This window comes from Ectopseudomonas khazarica (assembly GCF_017915135.1).
Taxonomy (GTDB): domain Bacteria; phylum Pseudomonadota; class Gammaproteobacteria; order Pseudomonadales; family Pseudomonadaceae; genus Aquipseudomonas; species Aquipseudomonas khazarica.
Map to the genome: position 1 here is coordinate 5,055,536 of NZ_CP068551.1, position 17,086 is coordinate 5,072,621.

A 17,086-nucleotide genomic window follows, 5' to 3' on the forward strand; every position below is an offset into this window, starting at 1 on the left:
GCCAGCTCCTTGTGCACGCGTCGCCAACGCCCCCGTGACGCCGCGACATGCCTGCCGGCGCCGCGCCATGACGGGATTGGCGGGCGCACTCTTTCAGCGCATGCTCATCGGCACGGCGGCCCGTTCGCGGCGGTGGAATTCGCCCCGCTGCGCGCCCAGACCTGCCCGGCGAGCCGATCGAGGCAGCGCCCTGGCGATCACCCCGGGCGTGTACGGCTTTTGCAGGCAGGCGTGCAGACGCCGCTGGCCAGCAAAAATATGGCCACTGGCAAAGAAGATGCTCACCTGCACGGCACCCGAGTGCGGGTATGGTGAACGTCGCAACGAACATCATCAGAGGTTTGCGTGGCTGCCTACACCCTGCGTCAACTCAAGTACTTCGTCACCACCGTCGAGTGCGGCAGCGTCGCCGAGGCGTCACGCAAGCTGTACATCGCGCAGCCGTCGATCTCCACGGCGATCAAGGGCCTGGAAGAAAGCTTCGGTGTGCAGCTGTTCATCCGTCACCACGCCCAGGGGGTCTCGCTCACCCCGGGCGGGGCGCGCTTCTACCGCAAGGCGCAGGAACTGCTGCGCATGGCCCGTGAGTTCGAGCAGAACGCCCTGGCCGACAACGACGTGGTGGCCGGACAGATCGACATCGGCTGTTTCGAGACGGTCGCGCCGCTGTACCTGCCACGCCTGATCGCCGGCTTTCGCCAGCGCTACCCGGGCGTGGAGATTCGCCTGCATGACGGCGAGCAGCATGAACTGGTGCAGGGCCTGACAGCCGGGCGCTTCGACCTGGCGATCTTCTACGAGCATGACCTCGACGGCACCATCGAGACCGAACCGCTGATGCCGCCGCAGCGCCCCTACGCGCTGCTGCCCGAGGGCCACCGCTTTGCCGCCCAGGCCCAGGTATCGCTGCGCGACCTGGCGCTCGACCCGATGATCCTGCTCGACGTGCTGCCGAGCCGGAACTACTTCGTCAGCATCTTCGAGGAGCTGGGCCTGTCGCCCAACATCCTGTTCAGCTCGCCGTCGATCGAGATGGTGCGCGGCATGGTCGGCCAGGGCTTCGGTTTCTCCGTGCTGGTCACCCGCCCGCACTGCAACACCACCTACGACGGCAAGCAGGTGGTCTGCGTGAACATCGCCGAGGACGTCACCGGCTCCGGCCTGGTGGCCGCCTGGCTCAAGCGCGCCCAGCTGACCAAGCCGGCCCGGCTGTTCGTCGACTACTGCAAGGAAGAGCTGGGCGAGGCGGCACCGCTCTGAACGAGTTCCCGGATTGCATCCGGGCTACAGGCAGCGCTGCTCGTATCGCCTGGATGCAGTCCGGGGCCGTCGCCTAGTCGAACACAGGACGGAAGAAGCTGCGCTCGTAGCTGAGGATGCAGCGCGTGTCCTCGGCGTAGCGGAAGGCGGCCTGGCAGTCGGCGTCGGCCAGCGAATCCTGGCGATAGCGCTCGTACTCGGCCAGGCTGGGGAAGCTGAACAGCGCCAGGGCCACGTTGTTGGCGCCTTCCGATGGCAGGAAGTAGCCGTGGTGCGTACCGCCGAACTTCTCCACCAGGGGAATCCACAGCTTGGCGTAATGCTCGAATTCCTCGAGCTTGTAGGCATCGACGATGTAACGCAGGTAGCAGGTGACCATGGGTCGTCCTTGTCGCAGGTTGAAACGGGACTGGCGATGGAAGCACAAGGGCCGCCGCTCACGCCATCCTTCGGCTCAGTGAATCTCGATGGGCGTGCCGTTCGCCACGCGCAGCCAGATCTCGCGCATCTCGTCGTTGCTCACGGAGATGCAGCCATCGGTCCAGTCCCAGAGGTGGTGCAGCGGACCCAGCCAGCCCCAGCCATTGGGCAGGCCATGGATCATGATATTGCCGCCCGGCGCCTCGTCGCGCGCCGCAGCCGCGGCCTCGTCCCGGGCATTGGGGTAGGAGATGTGCAGGCTCAGGTAGGCCATCGACCTGGGGTTGCGCCAGTCGATCAGGTAGCGCCCCTCGGGGGTACGCTCATCCCCCTCGCGCTGCTTGTGCCCGGCATCGCCGGCCGCACCAAGGGCGATGCGGTACTCGCCCAACACCTGGCCATCGCGCCACAGCTGCATGCGCCGCTGCGCCTTGTCCACGGTGATCAGGTCCGCCTGTTCGGCCGCCACCGGCGCGGGCTCCGGGCCGCCCGCCAGGCGCCCCATGATCTTGGTGTAACCCAGTGGCAGCGCCACCAGCAGTGCCATTCCCAGTAGCCATCCACGCTTCACCAGCGGCCTCCTGCCATTCCCTCGGTGTCTTCGCGCGCCACCTTAGCAGAAGGCAGGCGCAGCGCCGTGCGCGGCCTCGCAAATGCAGTGCAGCGTGACGGGGCTAGCCCGTCACCAGCGTGCGCAGGCGCTCGCCGTCGATGGCCCGGCAGATGCCCTCGGGCTTCTGCATCGGGGCGTCCTCTGCAGCCAGCATGGCGTTGAGCACCGCCTCGTCGGTGGCCTGCACGGCGGCCAGGTAGAGGGCGTCGCAGCATTCGTCGCTGAGGTAGTCGAGGCTCTGGCGGATGACCGACACCTGCGGCAAGGGCCGTGGGTTGGCCACGCTGAAGGCCAGGAAGATGTCGCCCGAGTTGTTGCCACCCGGCGTGCCGCCCTGGGCGATGCCGAGACCGGCACGTTGCGCCAGGCGCTTGAGCTGGTGCGGCAGCAAGGGGGCATCGGTGGCGAGGATGACGATGATCGAACCGCGCTCACGCTCCAGCCCTTGCGGCAGCTCATCCTCCAGGCGCTCGCCGACTGCCACGCCGCACACCTTGAGCCAGGCGCGCTGGCCGTGATTGGCCTGCACCAGGGCGCCCAGGGTGTAGCCTCGACCGTCGATCTCGATCCGCCGCGAGGAGCTGCCGGTACCGCCCTTGTAGCCGTAGCAGATCATGCCGTTGCCACCGCCGACGTTGCCCTCGGCGATCGGCCCGCCAGCGGCGGCGTCCAGCGCGGCCAGGGCGTCGGCCTCGCTGACGTGCTGACCGTTGATGTCGTTGATCACCCCGTCGTAGGTTTCCGCCACCACCGGCATGGCCCACAGGTGCTCGCGCTGCCAGGCCGCCGCGTAGTGGTCGATGGTCCAGCGCGTGGCGGCGTGGTGGACGATGCCGACGCTGTGCGAGTTGGTGATGCACAGCGGGCCGACGAAATAGCCGCCATGCTCGATCCAGTGCGTGCCGGTCATCTCGCCGTTGCCATTGAGCGCATGGAAGCCCGCCCACACCGGCTGCGGCTCGGCTTCGCGACCACGCGGCAGGATGGCGGTGACGCCGGTCTGGATACGCCGACCGTTGGCCGCCACACCGTTGAGCGTACGGTAACCCACCAGTACGCCTGGCACGTCGGTGATGGCGTTGTGCGGCCCGCTGATACCGGGCAGCGGCAGGCCGAGTTCACGGGCACGAGGTTTAGCCATGGGAGTCATCCTGAGAAGTGGCGGGCTTGCGGTTGCGCAGGTACAGGCCGACCGCAGCGATCAGCAGCGAGGCGAGCAGCAACAGGGTGGCGATGGCGTTGATCTCCGGCTTGATGCCGCGACGGATCATGCCGTAGATGAACACCGGCAAGGTGGTCGAATCGACACCGGCGATGAAGTAGGTGATCACCAGATCGTCCATCGAGATGATGAACGCCAGCAACGCACCACCGATCACCCCGGGCAGGATCTGCGGCAGGGTCACGCGGCGGAACGTGGTCCAGGGCGAGGCCCCCAGGTCGGCCGAAGCCTCCTCCAGGCGCGTGTCCATGCCCGCCAGCCGCGCGCTGACGATGAGGAACACGTAGCTGATCAGGAAGGTGCAGTGGCCGATGATGATCGAGCCCTTGCCCAGCGGCATGCCGACTCCGACGAAGAAGATCAGCAGGGCGATGCCGAGCACGATGTCGGGCATCAGCATCGGCATGAACAGCAGCACCCGGTAGAACGTCCGCAGGCGGAAGCGATAGCGCGCCAGCGCCAGTGCGGTGAGCGTCCCGACCAGCGTGGAGATCGCCGTGGTGCTCAGCGCGACCACCAGGCTGGTGCGTAGCGCGGCCAGCAGCTGGTCGGTGGACTCGATATACAACGCGTTCTCGCTGAGGCTGGTGGACAGCCCCAGCAGCGAGCGATACCAGTCCAGGCTGAAGCCGTCCCAGATCATCATGTTGATCGGGTTGCCGTTGAACGAGTAGGCGACGATCAGGCCGATCGGCAGGTACAGGAAGACGAAGAACGCCAGGCTGTAGCCGCCCAGCAGGCGGCGCCCGAGGCGGGCGATCAGTGCGTTCATCGGCTGGCCTCCTGCGCAGCGTTGCGCCCCTGGGCCAGCACGTAGAGCAGCAGACAGACCAGCACCGCCGCCATCAGCAGCATCGCCAGGGCGGCGCCGAACGGCCAGTTGCGCGCGGCGAGGAACTGTTGCTCGACCAGGCTGCCGATCATCAGCACGCGCGCACCACCGAGCAGCGACGGCACGATGAAGTTACCCAGGCTGGGGATGAAGACGATGATCGAACCGGCGGCGATGCCCGGCAGGGTCAGCGGGAAGATCACCTTCCAGAAGCTCTGCCAGCGGCTCGCACCGAGGTCCGCAGACGCCTCCAGCAGGCGCTTGTCGAGTTTCTCCACGCTGGCATACACCGGCATGAACATGAACGGGATGAAGATGTAGGTCATGCCGATCAGCACCGCCGTCTCGGTGTAGATCAGCTCCAGCGGGTTGTGGATGCCCAGCGCCAGCAGCGTGGTGTTGATGAAGCCGCTGGGACGCAGGATCAGCAGCCAGGCGTAGAGGCGCACGATCAGGCTGGTGAAGAACGGCAGGGTGATCAGGAACAGGCAGAAGTTGCGCATCCGCTCTGGCTGCCGCGCCACCCAGAAGGCCGCCGGGTAGCACAGCGCCAGGGTCGCCAGCACGGTGAACGCGGCCAGCTTGAACGAGCGCAGGATGATCTCCAGGTAGACCGGATCGAACTCCTCGTTGCTGCCGTCGGCCCAGCCCAGCACGCGACCGAAGTTGTCGGGATAGAAGCTCCACTCCACGCCGCCGTACAGCCCCGGCTCGAGCAGGCTGTAGAGCGCCATGATGGCCAGCGGGGTCAGGAAGAACACCCCGATGATCGCCGTCACCGGGCTCAGCAGCCCCAGCAGGCGCAAGCGCTCGCGCAACGGCATCAGGCACCTCCCGCGATCAGGTGTGCGGCTTCCAGGCCGTACCACAGTTGCACGCTGTCACCCGTGCGCAGGCGTTGCAGTTGCGGCTGCGCGACATCGCGCAACACGGCCTTGATCTGCCGCCCATGGGCGGTGCGCAGCAGCAGTTCGAAATCCTTGCCGATGAACAGCAGTTGCTCCAGGCGGCCCTCCACGGCGGCGAAGCCCTCGCCAGGACAGTGCAGGGAAAACTGCTCGGGGCGCAGCATGAGCTGGACGTACTGGCCAACGCACAGCGCCGGGTGACGCGCATGCAGCAAATCGCCCTGGCTATCGAGCAGGTAGGCGACGCCAGCATCGATGGCGCTGACGTGCGCGTCGAACAGGTTGCTCTCGCCAATGAAGCCGGCGACGAAGGCGTTGGCCGGACGGTGGTAGATCTCCGCCGGCGCACCGATCTGCTGGATATGCCCGCCGTTGAGCACGACGATGCGGTCGCTCATGGTCAGCGCTTCCTCCTGGTCATGGGTGACGAAGACGAAGGCGATGCCCAGCTCGTGCTGCAGGTTCTTCAGCTCGCGCTGCATGGCCTGGCGCAGCTGGCGGTCGAGGGCGGACAGCGGCTCGTCGAGCAGCAACAGCGCCGGCCGGTCGACGATGGCGCGGGCCAGCGCCACGCGCTGCTGCTGACCACCGGAAAGCTGGCCCGGCTTGCGCCGCTCCATGCCGGCGAGGCCTACCAGCTCCAGCGCCTCGCCGACACGCTGGCGTTTCTCGGCCTTGCCTACGCCGCGCACGTCCAGCGCGTAGCCGACGTTGTCGCCGATGCTCATGTGCGGAAACAGTGCGTAGCTCTGGAACACCGTGTGCACCGGGCGTCTGTGGGGCGGCACGCTGTTCATCGGCTGCCCCTGGATCAGCAGCTCACCACCGTCCAGCTGCTCGAAGCCGCTGATGGTTCGCAGCAGGGTGGTCTTGCCGCAGCCCGATGGCCCCAGCAGGGTGACGAACTCGTTGCTGCCCACGGCCAGATCGAGACCGTCGAGGGCACGCACCAGATGCCCTTCCGGTGCACGGTAGTGTTTCACCGCGCCACGGATCTCGACCACCGGCGCAGTTTGGGTGAAAGCGGTCATGGAGGACTCCACTGATATCGGAGTGATCGCGGCTGAAGCCCCTCCCACAGGGAACCTGCAATCCGTGGGAGGGGCTGCAGCCGCGAGCTGGCGGCACGGGCCGGCTCAGTTGGCGGTACGCACGCGTGTCCAGACCCGGTCGTACTGTTTCAGGCCCTTGCCCAGGTCGCCGAAGATCTGCAGCTTGGCCATCACCTCGGCCGGCGGGTTGACCTGCGGGTTGTCACGCAGCTCGGCCGGCAGCAGCTTGAGCGCTTCCCGGTTCGGCGTGCCGTTCATCTGCTGCGCGGTGTTCAGCGCGGCGATTTGCGGTTGCAGCAGGAAGCTCATGAAGCGCTTGGCAGCCGCCTTGTTCGGCGCACTCTTGAGCACGCAGACGTCTTCCTGGTACATGGTCGCGCCTTCCTTGGGGATCACGTAGGCGAGGTTCTGCGGGTCCTGCTTCACGTACATCATGGCGCCGACGAAGTAGTGCGCGGCAGCGGCGTCGCCGGACTGCACCATCGGTACGCTGTCGTAGGTGAAGGCGGAGACCAGCGGCTTGCGCTCGATCAGCCAGTCCGCGGCCTGCTTGAGTTCGGCGGCGTTGGTGGTGTTGACCGACTTGCCGTCCTTGATCAGGCCGACGCCGAGGGTCTCGCGCATGTCGTCGAGCAGGATCACCTTCTTGCCGGCCTGAGCCTCGGCAAAGAAGTCGTCCCAGCTCTCGATCGGCTTGGACACCTTGTTCTTGTTGTAGAAGATGCCCACCGTGCCCCAGGCGTAAGGCATGCAGTACTCACCCTTGGGATCGGACTTGGCACGCAGAAAGGCAGGGTCGATATTGGCGAAGGCCGGGTCCTGATTGATGTCGGTCTTTTCCAGCAGATCGAGCACGGCCATGGTGTCGTGCATGTGTACCGAGGGAAAGACGATGTCATAGCCCTTGGCACCGGCCTGCAACTTGGCCAGCATCTCTTCGTTGCTGCCATAGGTATCGAGTGACACCTTGATGCCGGTTGCGGCGGAAAACCGCGTCAGTACCTCGGGGTTGATGTAGTCGCCCCAGTTGTAGAGGTGCAGTTCCTCGGCAGCCAGGGCGGTAGCGCTCGTGCCGCCGAGGGCGACACACAGGGTGAGATGACGCAGCTTGAGCATGTTCCTGTTCTCCACTGTTCTGGTCGCGTCAGGGCGCGACATTTGCTTGTTGCGGCAGGAATTCGCGAGCGTCGACAACGAGGCGGAAAGACTTCTGCTGGCTTCCTCACCCGAACGGCGGTCAATCGACAGCTCTTTTGCGTTACGGATGCAGGGTAGAATATATTTCTTCCAAAGATCAACACTATGACATTTAAATGTCAGAAGAATTTGGCATGGCAAAGGAAACGGACATGCTCGATGGCAAGATGCAACACCTGGAAGGCAAGCTGACGCCGGCCGAGCGCACCCTCTGGGCCTATATCCAGGCCAACCTGGAGACGCTGGCGTTCGAGAACGGCGCCAGCCTCGCGAGCAAGAGCGGCGTCAGCCCCAACACCGTCAGCCGCTTCCTGCGCCGGCTCGGCTACAAGGGCCTGAAGAGCCTGAAGGACGAACTCCGCGACGAAGTCCGCGTGCAGTCATTGCTCAACCCGACGCTGATCGAACGGGTCGAGCAACCGGAAGATCTGGTCACCCACCTGAACGAGGAAATCGAAGCGCTGCGAGCCTTCGCCGAGCAACTCGGCAGCCAGCACTGGCGCGATATCGTGGCGTGTGTCAGCGAGGCCGAGCGCGTATTCGTCTGCGGCTTCCAGACCATTCGCGGGCTGGCCGAGGACTTCGCCAACCGCCTGGCCCTGGTGCGTTCCGGGGTGGAGTTTCTCGACCTCTACAGCGGCGTGCTGGGGCAGTGGCTGGACAGCCACAACCAGCGTTGCTGCGTGATCCTGGTGGACATCGCGCCCTATGCCGACGCGGGTATCGCCTTCGCCAACAACTGCCTGCGCCAGGGCACCGACCTGGTGGTGTTCACCGACGAATATGGCATCGCCCGCCACATCGAAACGCCCTACATCGTCACCATGAAAACCAAGACCGGGTTGATTCTCGAATCCACCGGCGGCCTGACCAGCGCGCTGAACGTGTTGCTGCACTGCGTCGCCACCCAGCACAAGGATCAGCTCAAGGAGCGTCTCGGCGCCTACCGGGCGCGAGTCGAGAGCCTCAAGCTGTATCGCAGCTAGGCAAGGTTGCGCCAGCCAGAGCCTGGCTGGCCAGCTCGCTCAGGCGGACGGCACAGCCGCCGAGAATCCTGTCGACGGAGCAGGCTTTCCCGGTGGCGAAGCCGACTACTGCATCCAGCTCGCCAGCCGCGCCAGCATCGCGTCGCAACGGGCCAGCTGCTCGAGGCTGACGAATTCGTCCGGCTTGTGCCCCTGCTCCATGCTGCCGGGGCCGCAGACCACGGTGGCCACGCCGGCCTCGTCGAACAGGCCGCCCTCGGTGCCGAAGGCGACGGTGGTGAAGTCCTCACGTTCGGCGATCAGCGCCAGCAGACGCGCGGCGTCGCTGGCCGCATCGGTCAGCAGGCCGGGATAACTCGACAGCTCGCTGAAGCGGATGTCGCTGTCCGCGCTCACCGCACGCATGCGCGGCAGCAGTTCACGCTCGGCGTAGGCACGCAGCTCACTGGCGACCTGCTGCGGATCATCGGCCGGCAAGGCGCGCATCTCGAAGTCGAAACGACACTCGGCGGGCACGATGTTCAAGGCCCGGCCGCCCTGAATCACACCGGTCTGCAGCGTGGAGTAAGGCGGGTCGAAGCGCGGGTCATGGTGCTCGGGCGCCGCCAGGCGCGTGCCGATCTCGCCCAGCTGGCCGATCAGCCTGGCCGCGTACTCGATGGCGTTCACCCCTTGCGGCGCGTAGGCCGAGTGGCAGGCGGCGCCGTGCACCTCGCAGCGCATCGCCAGCTTGCCCTTGTGCCCAAGCACCGGGCGCATCTCGGTGGGCTCGCCGATCAGGCAGATGGCCGGACGCTCGTGGCTGCCGCGCAGACGCTCGACCAGGCTGCGCACGCCGAGGCAACCGACCTCCTCGTCATAGGAAATGGCGATATGCAGCGGCAGCCGCAGCGGCTGGCGCAGAAAGCCCGGCACGGCCGCCAGCACGCAGGCGATGAAGCCTTTCATGTCCGCCGTACCTCGCCCGTACAGGCGTCCGTCGCGCTCGCTCATGGCGAAGGCCGGCACCGTCCAGTGCTGCCCGTCTATCGGCACCACGTCACTGTGGCCGGACAGCATCACGCCCCCCGCGCCACTCGGACCGATGCGCGCATAGAGGTTGGCTTTGCTGCGTTCGGCGTTGAACAGCAACTCGCTGGAGACTCCGTAGCCCGCCAGGTAATCACGCACGTAGTCGATCAGCGCGAGGTTGGATTCGCGGCTGGTGGTGTCGAAGGCGATCAGGTCGGCGAGCAGGTCGCGGCTGGCAGGCATGGGGCAGTTACCGGTACGTGGGTGGATGGACAAGGCGGCGCATGCGCAGGGTGGATGGCGCTGCATCCCGCCACCCGCACGGGGCCACGCCGTGAACGAGCAAGGCGTCCTGCGCCCTCCTCGCTCGCATGCGGGCTGAGGGCGTGGTGTGTGGTTGTGGGAGGCGCTTCAGCGGCGACGCAGGGCATGCCTGGTCGCGGCCAAAGCCCTGCCCGGGATCGGTGACGCAGGTGTGCAGCCGTATCCAGCCCCCTGGCGCGCGGTGAACGAGCAACGCGGCGTCCACCCTACTCGTCGCCCGGCACGCCGTAGCTGGGCGCGGCGGTCGGGTGGAGCGCGCGGGTGATGTAGTCGTGCAACTGCGGCGCGTAGGCACGCCAGAGCCGGTCCAGCTCCGCGATGGGATCTACCTCGGCCCAGTCCACGCGCAGGTCGACCACCGGCCAGACCAGGTCGCCGACCACCGACAATGCCGCCGAGTGCACCGGGCCGGCTTCGCCGCCGGCCGCCATGGCCGCATGCATCGCCGCCAGCAGGCGATCCGGCAGCCCGCCGTCAGCCTGTTCGAAGGCCTCGACCATGGCCTCGATCACCGCCGTGCTCGCCAGCAGGTTGCCGGCCGCCACGCACTGCTCGCCCGCCCGCGCATGGTGGATGCCGAGGGCTTCGCGACCGGAGAAGTGCGCGCTGGCACCATGGCTGTCGATCACCGTCACCTGGCGATACTGGCCATAGCCGTTGCTGCCCAGCGCCTTGTCCAGCGCCGCCTGGGGATCGAGCCCGCTTTCCAGCAGGTCGAGGATCTGCGGACCGAGCGCCGGCAGAGTGATGTTCTGCGTCGACACCGCGCCGACCCCGGCACGCAGCCAGGGGCAACGCGCGCCGACGGCAATGCTGGAGGAGCTGATGGCAATGCCGAGGTGGCCGGTCTCCGGGCAGCGCCCGACGATGGAAAAAGTCATGTGCGCACTCCTCAGGCCTGCGTGCTGGGCCAGTCGTCCGGGATCACCGCGATCACGTCGATCTCCATCAGCCACTGCGGCTGGCCGAGGGCCGAGACCACCAGCCCGGTGGAGATCGGGAACACGCCCTTGAGCCACTTGCCGACTTCGCGATAGACCGGCTCGCGGTAGCGCGGATCGATGATGTAGGTGGTGGTCTTGACGATGTGCGAGAGGTCGCTGCCGGCCTCTGCAAGCAGTTGCCTGACGTTCTTCATCGCCTGCTCGGCCTGCGCCGCCGGGTCGCCCAGGCCGACCAGGTTGCCCTCGAAGTCGGTGCCGACCTGACCGCGCACGTACACGGTGTTGCCGGCGCGCACGGCCTGGCACAGGTCATTGTCCAGGGACTGGTTGGGGTAGGTGTCCTTGGTGTTGAACATGCGGATGCGGGTATGCGTGGGCATCAGCGAACTCCTGTCAGGCTGGCGGGTGCCGGGCTGCCGGCGGTGTCGGCCGCACGCTGCGCGGCATCGCGGTAGGCGCTGTACTTGCGCTGGGTGGCGATGTGATCGGCGACGTGCTTGGCGTCGTGCCACACGCCCCAGATGAAGGTGGAGCCCCGCCGCGACAGCCACGGCAGGCCGACGAAGTACACGCCCGGTTCGCTGGAGACGCCACGCTGGTGCTGCGGCTTGCCGCTGCCGTCGAAGGCATTGACCTGCAGCCAGCTGAAGTCCACGGCGAAGCCGGTGGCCCAGATGATCGTGCCGATACCGGCCGCGGCCAGATCGAGCTGCCGCAACGGCTGGCTGACGCAGGCCGGCTCGGGGAAGCGCCGGCGTGCCTCGGGCTCTTCCGGCAGATCGAGTCCGTTGCGGGCGATATAGGCGTCGGCGGCATCGAGCAGCGACAGGTAGTTCTCGTCGCCACGGGCCAGGTTCTCCGCCAGGTCGTCGGCGAACTGCGCCACGCCCTGCTCGAAGGCGCGGGTCAGCCCGACCAGGGTGATGCCCTGCCCGGCCAGCTCGCGGAAGTCGATGGTACGGCCGCCATGGGCGCCGCTGACGGCGATGGTTACGTGCTCCTTGCCCGGCTGCACGCTTTCCAGGTCCCACAGGCCGAGCACGCCCAGCCACCAGACGAAGTCGCGACCACGGTAGCTGCGCGGCGGACGATCGTGCGCGCCCACGGAGAGGTAGACCTGACGCCCGGCGCGGTTCAGCTCATCGGCGATCTGCACCCCGGAAGAGCCGGCGCCGATCACCAGCACGCCGCCTTCGGGCAGTTGCTGCGGGTTGCGGTAGTGCGCCGAGTGAATCTGCAGCAGCGCCTCGCTCTGCGGCGCGATGGCCGGAATGACCGGACGCTGGAACGGGCCGGTCGCGGCCACGACACGGTTGGCGCGGATCACGCCCTCCGAGGTTTCCACGGTGAAGCCGGGACGCTCGGCGTTGCGCCGCACCTGCTTCACCTCGACGCCGGTACGGATCGGCGCGTCGATCATCCTGGCGTAGGCCTCGAAGTAATCGGCAACCTGATCCTTGTGGGCGAAGGCGTCCGGGTCGAGACCGGGAAATTCCATGCCCGGGAAGCGGTCATGCCAAACCGGCCCGTTGGTCACCAGCGAATCCCAGCGCACCGTGCGCCAGGCTTCGGCGATGCGGTTCTTCTCCAGCACCAGGTGCGGCACGCCGAGGCGGCCCAGGTGCTCGCTCATGGCCACCCCGGCCTGGCCGGCGCCGACCACCAGGGTGTCGATCTCCTGCGGCAGGCAAGCCCGGCCTGCGGAGGTGGAAAAGGGGGTCTGCTTCAGCTCGGTCATGGGTACCTGCCCTGATTCTGCTCGTGACTGTTGCGCCGTGGCGGCTCGTTGCGGGCATTCTGTTCAGAGCGGGGCATTCGCGAAATTATGTTTTTTGTAGTCGCTGGCAAGGTAAAAACTGCCTGCATCCCCATTGGGTGCAAGCCCCGTCGTCATGCACGAAGAACGTGCACGGGAACGGCGCACGCATGCGCTATATACAAATAGATATAACGATGTAGGATGGCCGCACCCGGCCTGCCCTCGGCGCCCCATCAACGCCCGTACACGACAAGGAATCCTCATGCTCAAGCCCCTCAAGCACAGCCTGCTCGTTCTTGGCCTGGTCTTCGCCGGCAGCACGCTGGCCGATGAGGTGAAGGTGGCCGTGGCCGCCAACTTCACCGCGCCGATGCAGGCCATCGCCCCCGAATTCGAGAAAGCCACCGGGCACAAGCTGGTCGCGGCCTTCGGCGCCACGGGCCAGTTCTACGCACAGATTCGCAATGGCGCACCGTTCGAGGTGTTCCTCGCCGCCGACGACAGCACCCCGAGCAAGCTGGAGAGCGAGGGCCTGACGGTCGAGGGCTCGCGTTTCACCTACGCCATCGGTGGCCTGGTGCTGTGGTCGGCCGCTGCCGACTACCTGGACGGCAGCGCCGCGGCGCTCAAGGCCGGGCAGTTCAAGCACCTGTCCATCGCCAACCCGAAGGCCGCTCCCTACGGCCTGGCCGCCACCCAGGTGCTGGACAAGCTGGGGCTGAGCGAGGCGCTCAGGGGCAAGCTGGTCGAAGGCCAGAACATCACCCAGGCGCACCAGTTCGTCTCCAGCGGCAACGCCGAGCTGGGCTTCGTCGCCCTGTCTCAGGTGTACAAGGACGGCAAGATCAGCAGCGGCTCGGCGTGGATCGTGCCGGGTGACATGTACGAGCCGATCAAGCAGGATGCGGTGATCCTCAAGCCGGGCGCGAACAACCCTGCCGCCAGTGCCCTGGTCGACTACCTGAAAGGCCCGGAGGCGGCCAGGATCATCGAATCCTTCGGCTACACCCTGTAATGCCCGTGGCCGGAGCGCATCCGGCCAGGTTCGTCTTTCGGAATGAGCATGCCGCTGTCAACCAACGACCTCGACGCCATCCTGCTGACCCTGGAGCTGGCTTCGCTGACCACGCTGCTGCTGCTGATCATCGGCACGCCCATCGCCCTGTGGCTGACGCGCACCGAGTCCTGGCTGAAACGCCCGGTCGGTGCGCTGGTGGCCTTGCCGCTGGTGCTGCCACCGACGGTGATCGGCTTCTACCTGCTGGTGAGCATGGGGCCCAACGGTTTCTTCGGGCAACTGACGCAGAGCCTCGGCCTGGGCACCCTCACCTTCAGCTTCACCGGCCTGGTGATCGGCTCGGTGTTCTATTCGCTGCCCTTCGTCGTGCAGCCGTTGCAGAACGCCTTCGAAGCCATCGGCCGCGCACCGCTGGAGGCGGCCGCGACGCTGCGCGCCAATCCCTGGGATGCCTTCTTCAGCGTGGTGCTGCCCCTGGCGCGCCCAGGTTTCGTCACCGCCGCGATACTCGCCTTCGCCCATACCGTCGGTGAGTTCGGCGTGGTGCTGATGATCGGCGGCAACATTCCCGGCAAGACCCAGGTGGTCTCGGTGCAGATCTACAACCACGTGGAAACCATGAACTACGCCCAGGCGCACTGGCTGGCCGGCGGCATGGTGGCCTTCTCCTTCATCGTGCTGCTGGCGCTGTACAGCGGGCGCAGCGGCAAGACGAGGGCGCTGTGATGCTGGCCTCGCTGTTCGGCAAACGCGGCGCCGGGACGCCGATCATCGACGACGGGCGCATTCGCGCGCGCTTTCTGCTGCAACACCCCGGCTTTCGCCTGGACGTCGACCTCGACCTGCCCAGCCGTGGCGTCAGCGCCCTGTTCGGTCATTCCGGTTCGGGCAAGACCAGCTGCCTGCGCTGCTTCGCCGGGCTCGACCGCCCCCGTGAAGGCTACCTGCAGGTGGCCGGCGAACGCTGGCAGGACAGTGCCAGCGGTGACTTCCTGCCGGCCCACCGGCGCGCCATCGGCTACGTGTTCCAGGATGCCAACCTGTTCCCCCACCTCAGCGTGCGCGGCAACCTGGAGTTCGGCCAGCGGCGCATCGCCGCCCGCGAACGCAAGGTCGCCCTGGACCAGGCGCTGGAGCTGCTCGGCATCGGTCATCTGCTCGAACGCCTGCCGTCGGCCCTGTCCGGCGGCGAGCGGCAGCGCGTCGGCATCGCCCGCGCCCTGGTCACCAGCCCGCGCCTGCTGCTGATGGACGAACCCCTGGCGTCGCTCGATCTCAAGCGCAAGCAGGAGGTGCTGCCCTACCTCGAACGCCTGCACGAAGAACTGGATATCCCGGTGATCTACGTCAGCCACGCCCCGGATGAAGTGGCGCGCCTGGCCGACCATCTGGTGCTGCTCGAGGACGGCCAGGTACGCGCCAGCGGCCCGCTCAAGGAGTTGCTGCTGCGCACCGACCTGCCCTTCGCCAGCGACGACGACGCCGAGGCGGTGATCGACGGGCAGGCCAGCGCCTACGACGCACGCTACGGCCTGGTCGAACTCTGCCTGCCCGGCAGCGAGGCCCGCCTGCGCCTGCCGCACGCGGCGCTGCAGGCCCAGCAACGCGTACGGGTGAAGATCAAGGCGCGCGATGTCAGCCTCAGCCTGCAACGCGCCGAGGGCAGCAGCCTGCTCAACCTGCTGCCGGTCACGGTGGACAGCTGGCAGGTGCTGGATGCGCAGGTGCTGCTGACCCTGCGCCTGGGCGAACAACACCTGCTGGCGCGGATCACCCGCTACTCCTTCGATCAGCTGGGCATCCATGCCGGCCAGGCGATCTGGGCGCAGATCAAGTCGGTGTCGCTGCTCGCGCCCTGAGGCCATCGGCCGGCTCGCACTTGCATCCGCTTCGACTAGGCTTAAACAGCCTCCGTCAGAAAGGACTCGCACATGAACATCCGGCAGAAAATGCTGGCCAGTGGCGGTCTCAGCGTGGCCATTGCCGCCGGCCTGGGTGCGCTGGGCTTCTGGGGGCAGACACAACTCAGTGCGGCCCTGTCGCAGAACGAGCTGAGTGTGAGCGCGCTGCGCAACCACCTGGAAGGCGACATGATGCACGACGCCCTGCGCGCCGACGTGCTCGCCGCCTTCAACGTCGAAGCCGGCGACAGCGCCGCCGCCGAGCAAGTGCGCCAGGACCTGGGCGAACACGCCGACTGGTTCAAGAACACCCTTGCCGCCAACGCCAAGCTGCCTCTGCCGAACGATATCCAGCAGGCCATCAGCCAATCGCAGCCGGCGCTCAACGCCTACATCAGCGAAGCCGAACAGATCACCGCGCTGGCCCTGCACGACACCCAGGCCGCACGCGAGAGAATGCCCAGCTTCATGCAGCGCTTCAGCGAACTGGAAGACAAGAACGAAGCCCTCAGCAACCTGATAGAAAAACAGGTCGCTGCCGCCCACCAGAGTGGCCAGACGGCCGTGGAGCGGGCCTCGGCACTGCTGATCTGCGGGCTGTTGCTGGTGACCCTGCTGCTCGGCTTGATCACCTGGAACCTGATGCGCAGCGTGCTGAAGCCGTTGCAACAGGCCGTCAACGCCGCCCATGCCATCGCCAGCGGCGACTTGCGCCAGCGCATCGAGATCAGCAACCAGGACGAGGCAGGTCAGCTCTTGCAGGCACTGGCCGAAATGCAAGGCAACCTCAGCCAGATGATCAAAGGGATCAGCCAGTACAGCGAGCAGCTGCAGCAGACCGCCCGCAACCTCGCCGACACCGCGCAGGGCATCCTCCAGGACTCCAACCAGCAGGCCGACAACGCCACCAGCATGGCCACCGCCATGGAGCAGATGATCCACAACATCACCCAGGTCGCAGGCCATGCCAACGATGCCCAGGGCCTCTCGGCGCAGTCCGGGAACCTGGCCGACACGGGCGGCCAGGTGATTCTCGGCGTGGTCGACGGCATGAATCGCATCGCCGAGGCCGTGACCTCCTCGTCCCAGACCATCACCGAGCTGGGCCGCTCTTCCGAGGAAATCCATTCGATCATCCAGGTGATCAAGAGCATCGCCGAGCAGACCAACCTACTCGCGCTCAACGCGGCGATCGAGGCGGCACGCGCCGGCGAGGCGGGCCGCGGCTTCGCCGTGGTCGCCGATGAAGTGCGCAGCCTGGCCGCCCGCACCGCGCAGTCGACGCAGGAAATCACGGCGATGATCGAGCGCATCCGCAGCAACACCAGCCTGGCCGTCGACAGCATGCAGACCGGCGTGAACCGGGTGAACGACGGCGTCGCCCTGGCGCACCAGGCGGGCACCTCGATCAGTGAAATCCGCGACGGCACGCAGCGCGCAGCCCAGGTAGTCGGCGAGATATCCCACACCATCGGCGAACAGAGCAGCGCCAGCAACGAAGTTGCCAGGAGGGTCGAGGAGATCGCCGAAATGGCCCGTCACAACACCTTGGCGGTCAACGAGCTGGCACGCTCGGCGCAGCAACTGGAGCAGGTGGCTCAGGACATGCGCACGGCCGTGATGCAGTTTCACACCTGAC

The 17,086-nt window shown here is 66.7% G+C and carries 18 protein-coding genes; 6 read left to right on the forward strand and 12 right to left on the reverse strand.

Annotated features, from left to right (window positions below; all coding sequences use genetic code 11):
- Window positions 1-93 precede the first annotated feature (93 nt).
- Window positions 94-285 carry a hypothetical protein gene (locus JLK41_RS23750; protein ID WP_134677668.1) on the reverse strand — a complete coding sequence of 64 codons (192 nt, stop codon included), beginning with the start codon at window positions 283-285 and terminating at the stop codon, window positions 94-96.
- Between the two features lie 60 nt (window positions 286-345).
- Here JLK41_RS23750 and JLK41_RS23755 point away from each other — a divergent pair, with 60 nt between their 5' ends.
- Window positions 346-1,260 carry a LysR family transcriptional regulator gene (locus JLK41_RS23755; protein WP_037051305.1) on the forward strand — a complete coding sequence of 305 codons (915 nt, stop codon included), beginning with the start codon at window positions 346-348 and terminating at the stop codon, window positions 1,258-1,260.
- 73 nt (window positions 1,261-1,333) lie between these two features.
- Here the strand turns inward: JLK41_RS23755 and JLK41_RS23760 are convergent, their stop codons facing one another.
- The 7 genes from JLK41_RS23760 to JLK41_RS23790 form a co-directional block, all read right to left on the reverse strand.
- Window positions 1,334-1,639, reverse strand: coding sequence for an NIPSNAP family protein (locus JLK41_RS23760; RefSeq protein ID WP_037051302.1), 306 nt, complete (start codon window positions 1,637-1,639; stop codon window positions 1,334-1,336).
- Between the two features lie 75 nt (window positions 1,640-1,714).
- The gene (locus tag JLK41_RS23765) at window positions 1,715-2,251 is read right to left on the reverse strand and encodes a L,D-transpeptidase family protein (protein WP_244976452.1); all 537 of its coding nucleotides are present in this window, start codon (window positions 2,249-2,251) and stop codon (window positions 1,715-1,717) included.
- 103 nt (window positions 2,252-2,354) lie between these two features.
- The gene (locus JLK41_RS23770) at window positions 2,355-3,434 is read right to left on the reverse strand and encodes a DmpA family aminopeptidase (protein WP_210389982.1); all 1,080 of its coding nucleotides are present in this window, start codon (window positions 3,432-3,434) and stop codon (window positions 2,355-2,357) included.
- Window positions 3,427-4,287 carry an ABC transporter permease gene (locus tag JLK41_RS23775; protein WP_037051294.1) on the reverse strand — a complete coding sequence of 287 codons (861 nt, stop codon included), beginning with the start codon at window positions 4,285-4,287 and terminating at the stop codon, window positions 3,427-3,429. Before JLK41_RS23775 ends, JLK41_RS23770 begins: the two co-directional genes overlap by 8 nt.
- Entirely contained in the window at window positions 4,284-5,171 is an 888-nt protein-coding gene (locus tag JLK41_RS23780) for an ABC transporter permease (RefSeq protein WP_037051291.1), read from the reverse strand. Before JLK41_RS23780 ends, JLK41_RS23775 begins: the two co-directional genes overlap by 4 nt.
- Window positions 5,171-6,286 carry an ABC transporter ATP-binding protein gene (locus tag JLK41_RS23785; RefSeq protein WP_037051290.1) on the reverse strand — a complete coding sequence of 372 codons (1,116 nt, stop codon included), beginning with the start codon at window positions 6,284-6,286 and terminating at the stop codon, window positions 5,171-5,173. Before JLK41_RS23785 ends, JLK41_RS23780 begins: the two co-directional genes overlap by 1 nt.
- Window positions 6,287-6,391: 105 nt before the next feature.
- Window positions 6,392-7,423 (reverse strand): polyamine ABC transporter substrate-binding protein, encoded by a 1,032-nt coding sequence (locus JLK41_RS23790; protein ID WP_210389983.1) that lies wholly within the window; start codon window positions 7,421-7,423, stop codon window positions 6,392-6,394.
- Between the two features lie 215 nt (window positions 7,424-7,638).
- On the opposite strand from JLK41_RS23790, the gene JLK41_RS23795 reads away from it, so the two are divergent.
- Window positions 7,639-8,490: a MurR/RpiR family transcriptional regulator gene (locus JLK41_RS23795; protein WP_244976453.1), complete on the forward strand. Its 852-nt coding sequence runs from the start codon at window positions 7,639-7,641 to the stop codon at window positions 8,488-8,490.
- Window positions 8,491-8,595: 105 nt separating this feature from the next.
- Here JLK41_RS23795 and argE read toward each other — a convergent pair whose 3' ends face one another.
- The 4 genes from argE to JLK41_RS23815 form a co-directional block, all read right to left on the reverse strand.
- On the reverse strand, window positions 8,596-9,744 hold the full coding sequence (argE, locus tag JLK41_RS23800) for an acetylornithine deacetylase (protein WP_152489915.1): 1,149 nt from the start codon (window positions 9,742-9,744) through the stop codon (window positions 8,596-8,598).
- 287 nt (window positions 9,745-10,031) lie between these two features.
- Entirely contained in the window at window positions 10,032-10,706 is a 675-nt protein-coding gene (locus tag JLK41_RS23805) for a DUF1028 domain-containing protein (RefSeq protein WP_210389984.1), read from the reverse strand.
- 11 nt (window positions 10,707-10,717) lie between these two features.
- Entirely contained in the window at window positions 10,718-11,149 is a 432-nt protein-coding gene (locus JLK41_RS23810) for a RidA family protein (protein ID WP_037051284.1), read from the reverse strand.
- Window positions 11,149-12,507 carry a flavin-containing monooxygenase gene (locus JLK41_RS23815; protein WP_152489916.1) on the reverse strand — a complete coding sequence of 453 codons (1,359 nt, stop codon included), beginning with the start codon at window positions 12,505-12,507 and terminating at the stop codon, window positions 11,149-11,151. The genes JLK41_RS23810 and JLK41_RS23815 overlap by 1 nt, the downstream gene beginning before the upstream one ends.
- A 283-nt stretch (window positions 12,508-12,790) precedes the next feature.
- Here JLK41_RS23815 and modA point away from each other — a divergent pair, with 283 nt between their 5' ends.
- From modA to JLK41_RS23835, 4 genes are all read left to right on the forward strand, one after another.
- Window positions 12,791-13,543, forward strand: a complete 753-nt coding sequence (modA, locus tag JLK41_RS23820; RefSeq protein WP_150607008.1) for a molybdate ABC transporter substrate-binding protein — start codon at window positions 12,791-12,793, stop codon at window positions 13,541-13,543.
- Between the two features lie 48 nt (window positions 13,544-13,591).
- Window positions 13,592-14,272 (forward strand): molybdate ABC transporter permease subunit, encoded by a 681-nt coding sequence (gene modB, locus JLK41_RS23825; protein WP_047587270.1) that lies wholly within the window; start codon window positions 13,592-13,594, stop codon window positions 14,270-14,272.
- Window positions 14,272-15,405, forward strand: coding sequence for a molybdenum ABC transporter ATP-binding protein (gene modC, locus JLK41_RS23830; protein WP_210389985.1), 1,134 nt, complete (start codon window positions 14,272-14,274; stop codon window positions 15,403-15,405). The genes modB and modC overlap by 1 nt, the downstream gene beginning before the upstream one ends.
- A 72-nt stretch (window positions 15,406-15,477) precedes the next feature.
- Window positions 15,478-17,085 (forward strand): methyl-accepting chemotaxis protein, encoded by a 1,608-nt coding sequence (locus JLK41_RS23835; RefSeq protein ID WP_210389986.1) that lies wholly within the window; start codon window positions 15,478-15,480, stop codon window positions 17,083-17,085.
- The last annotated feature ends 1 nt before the right edge of the window (window position 17,086 follow it).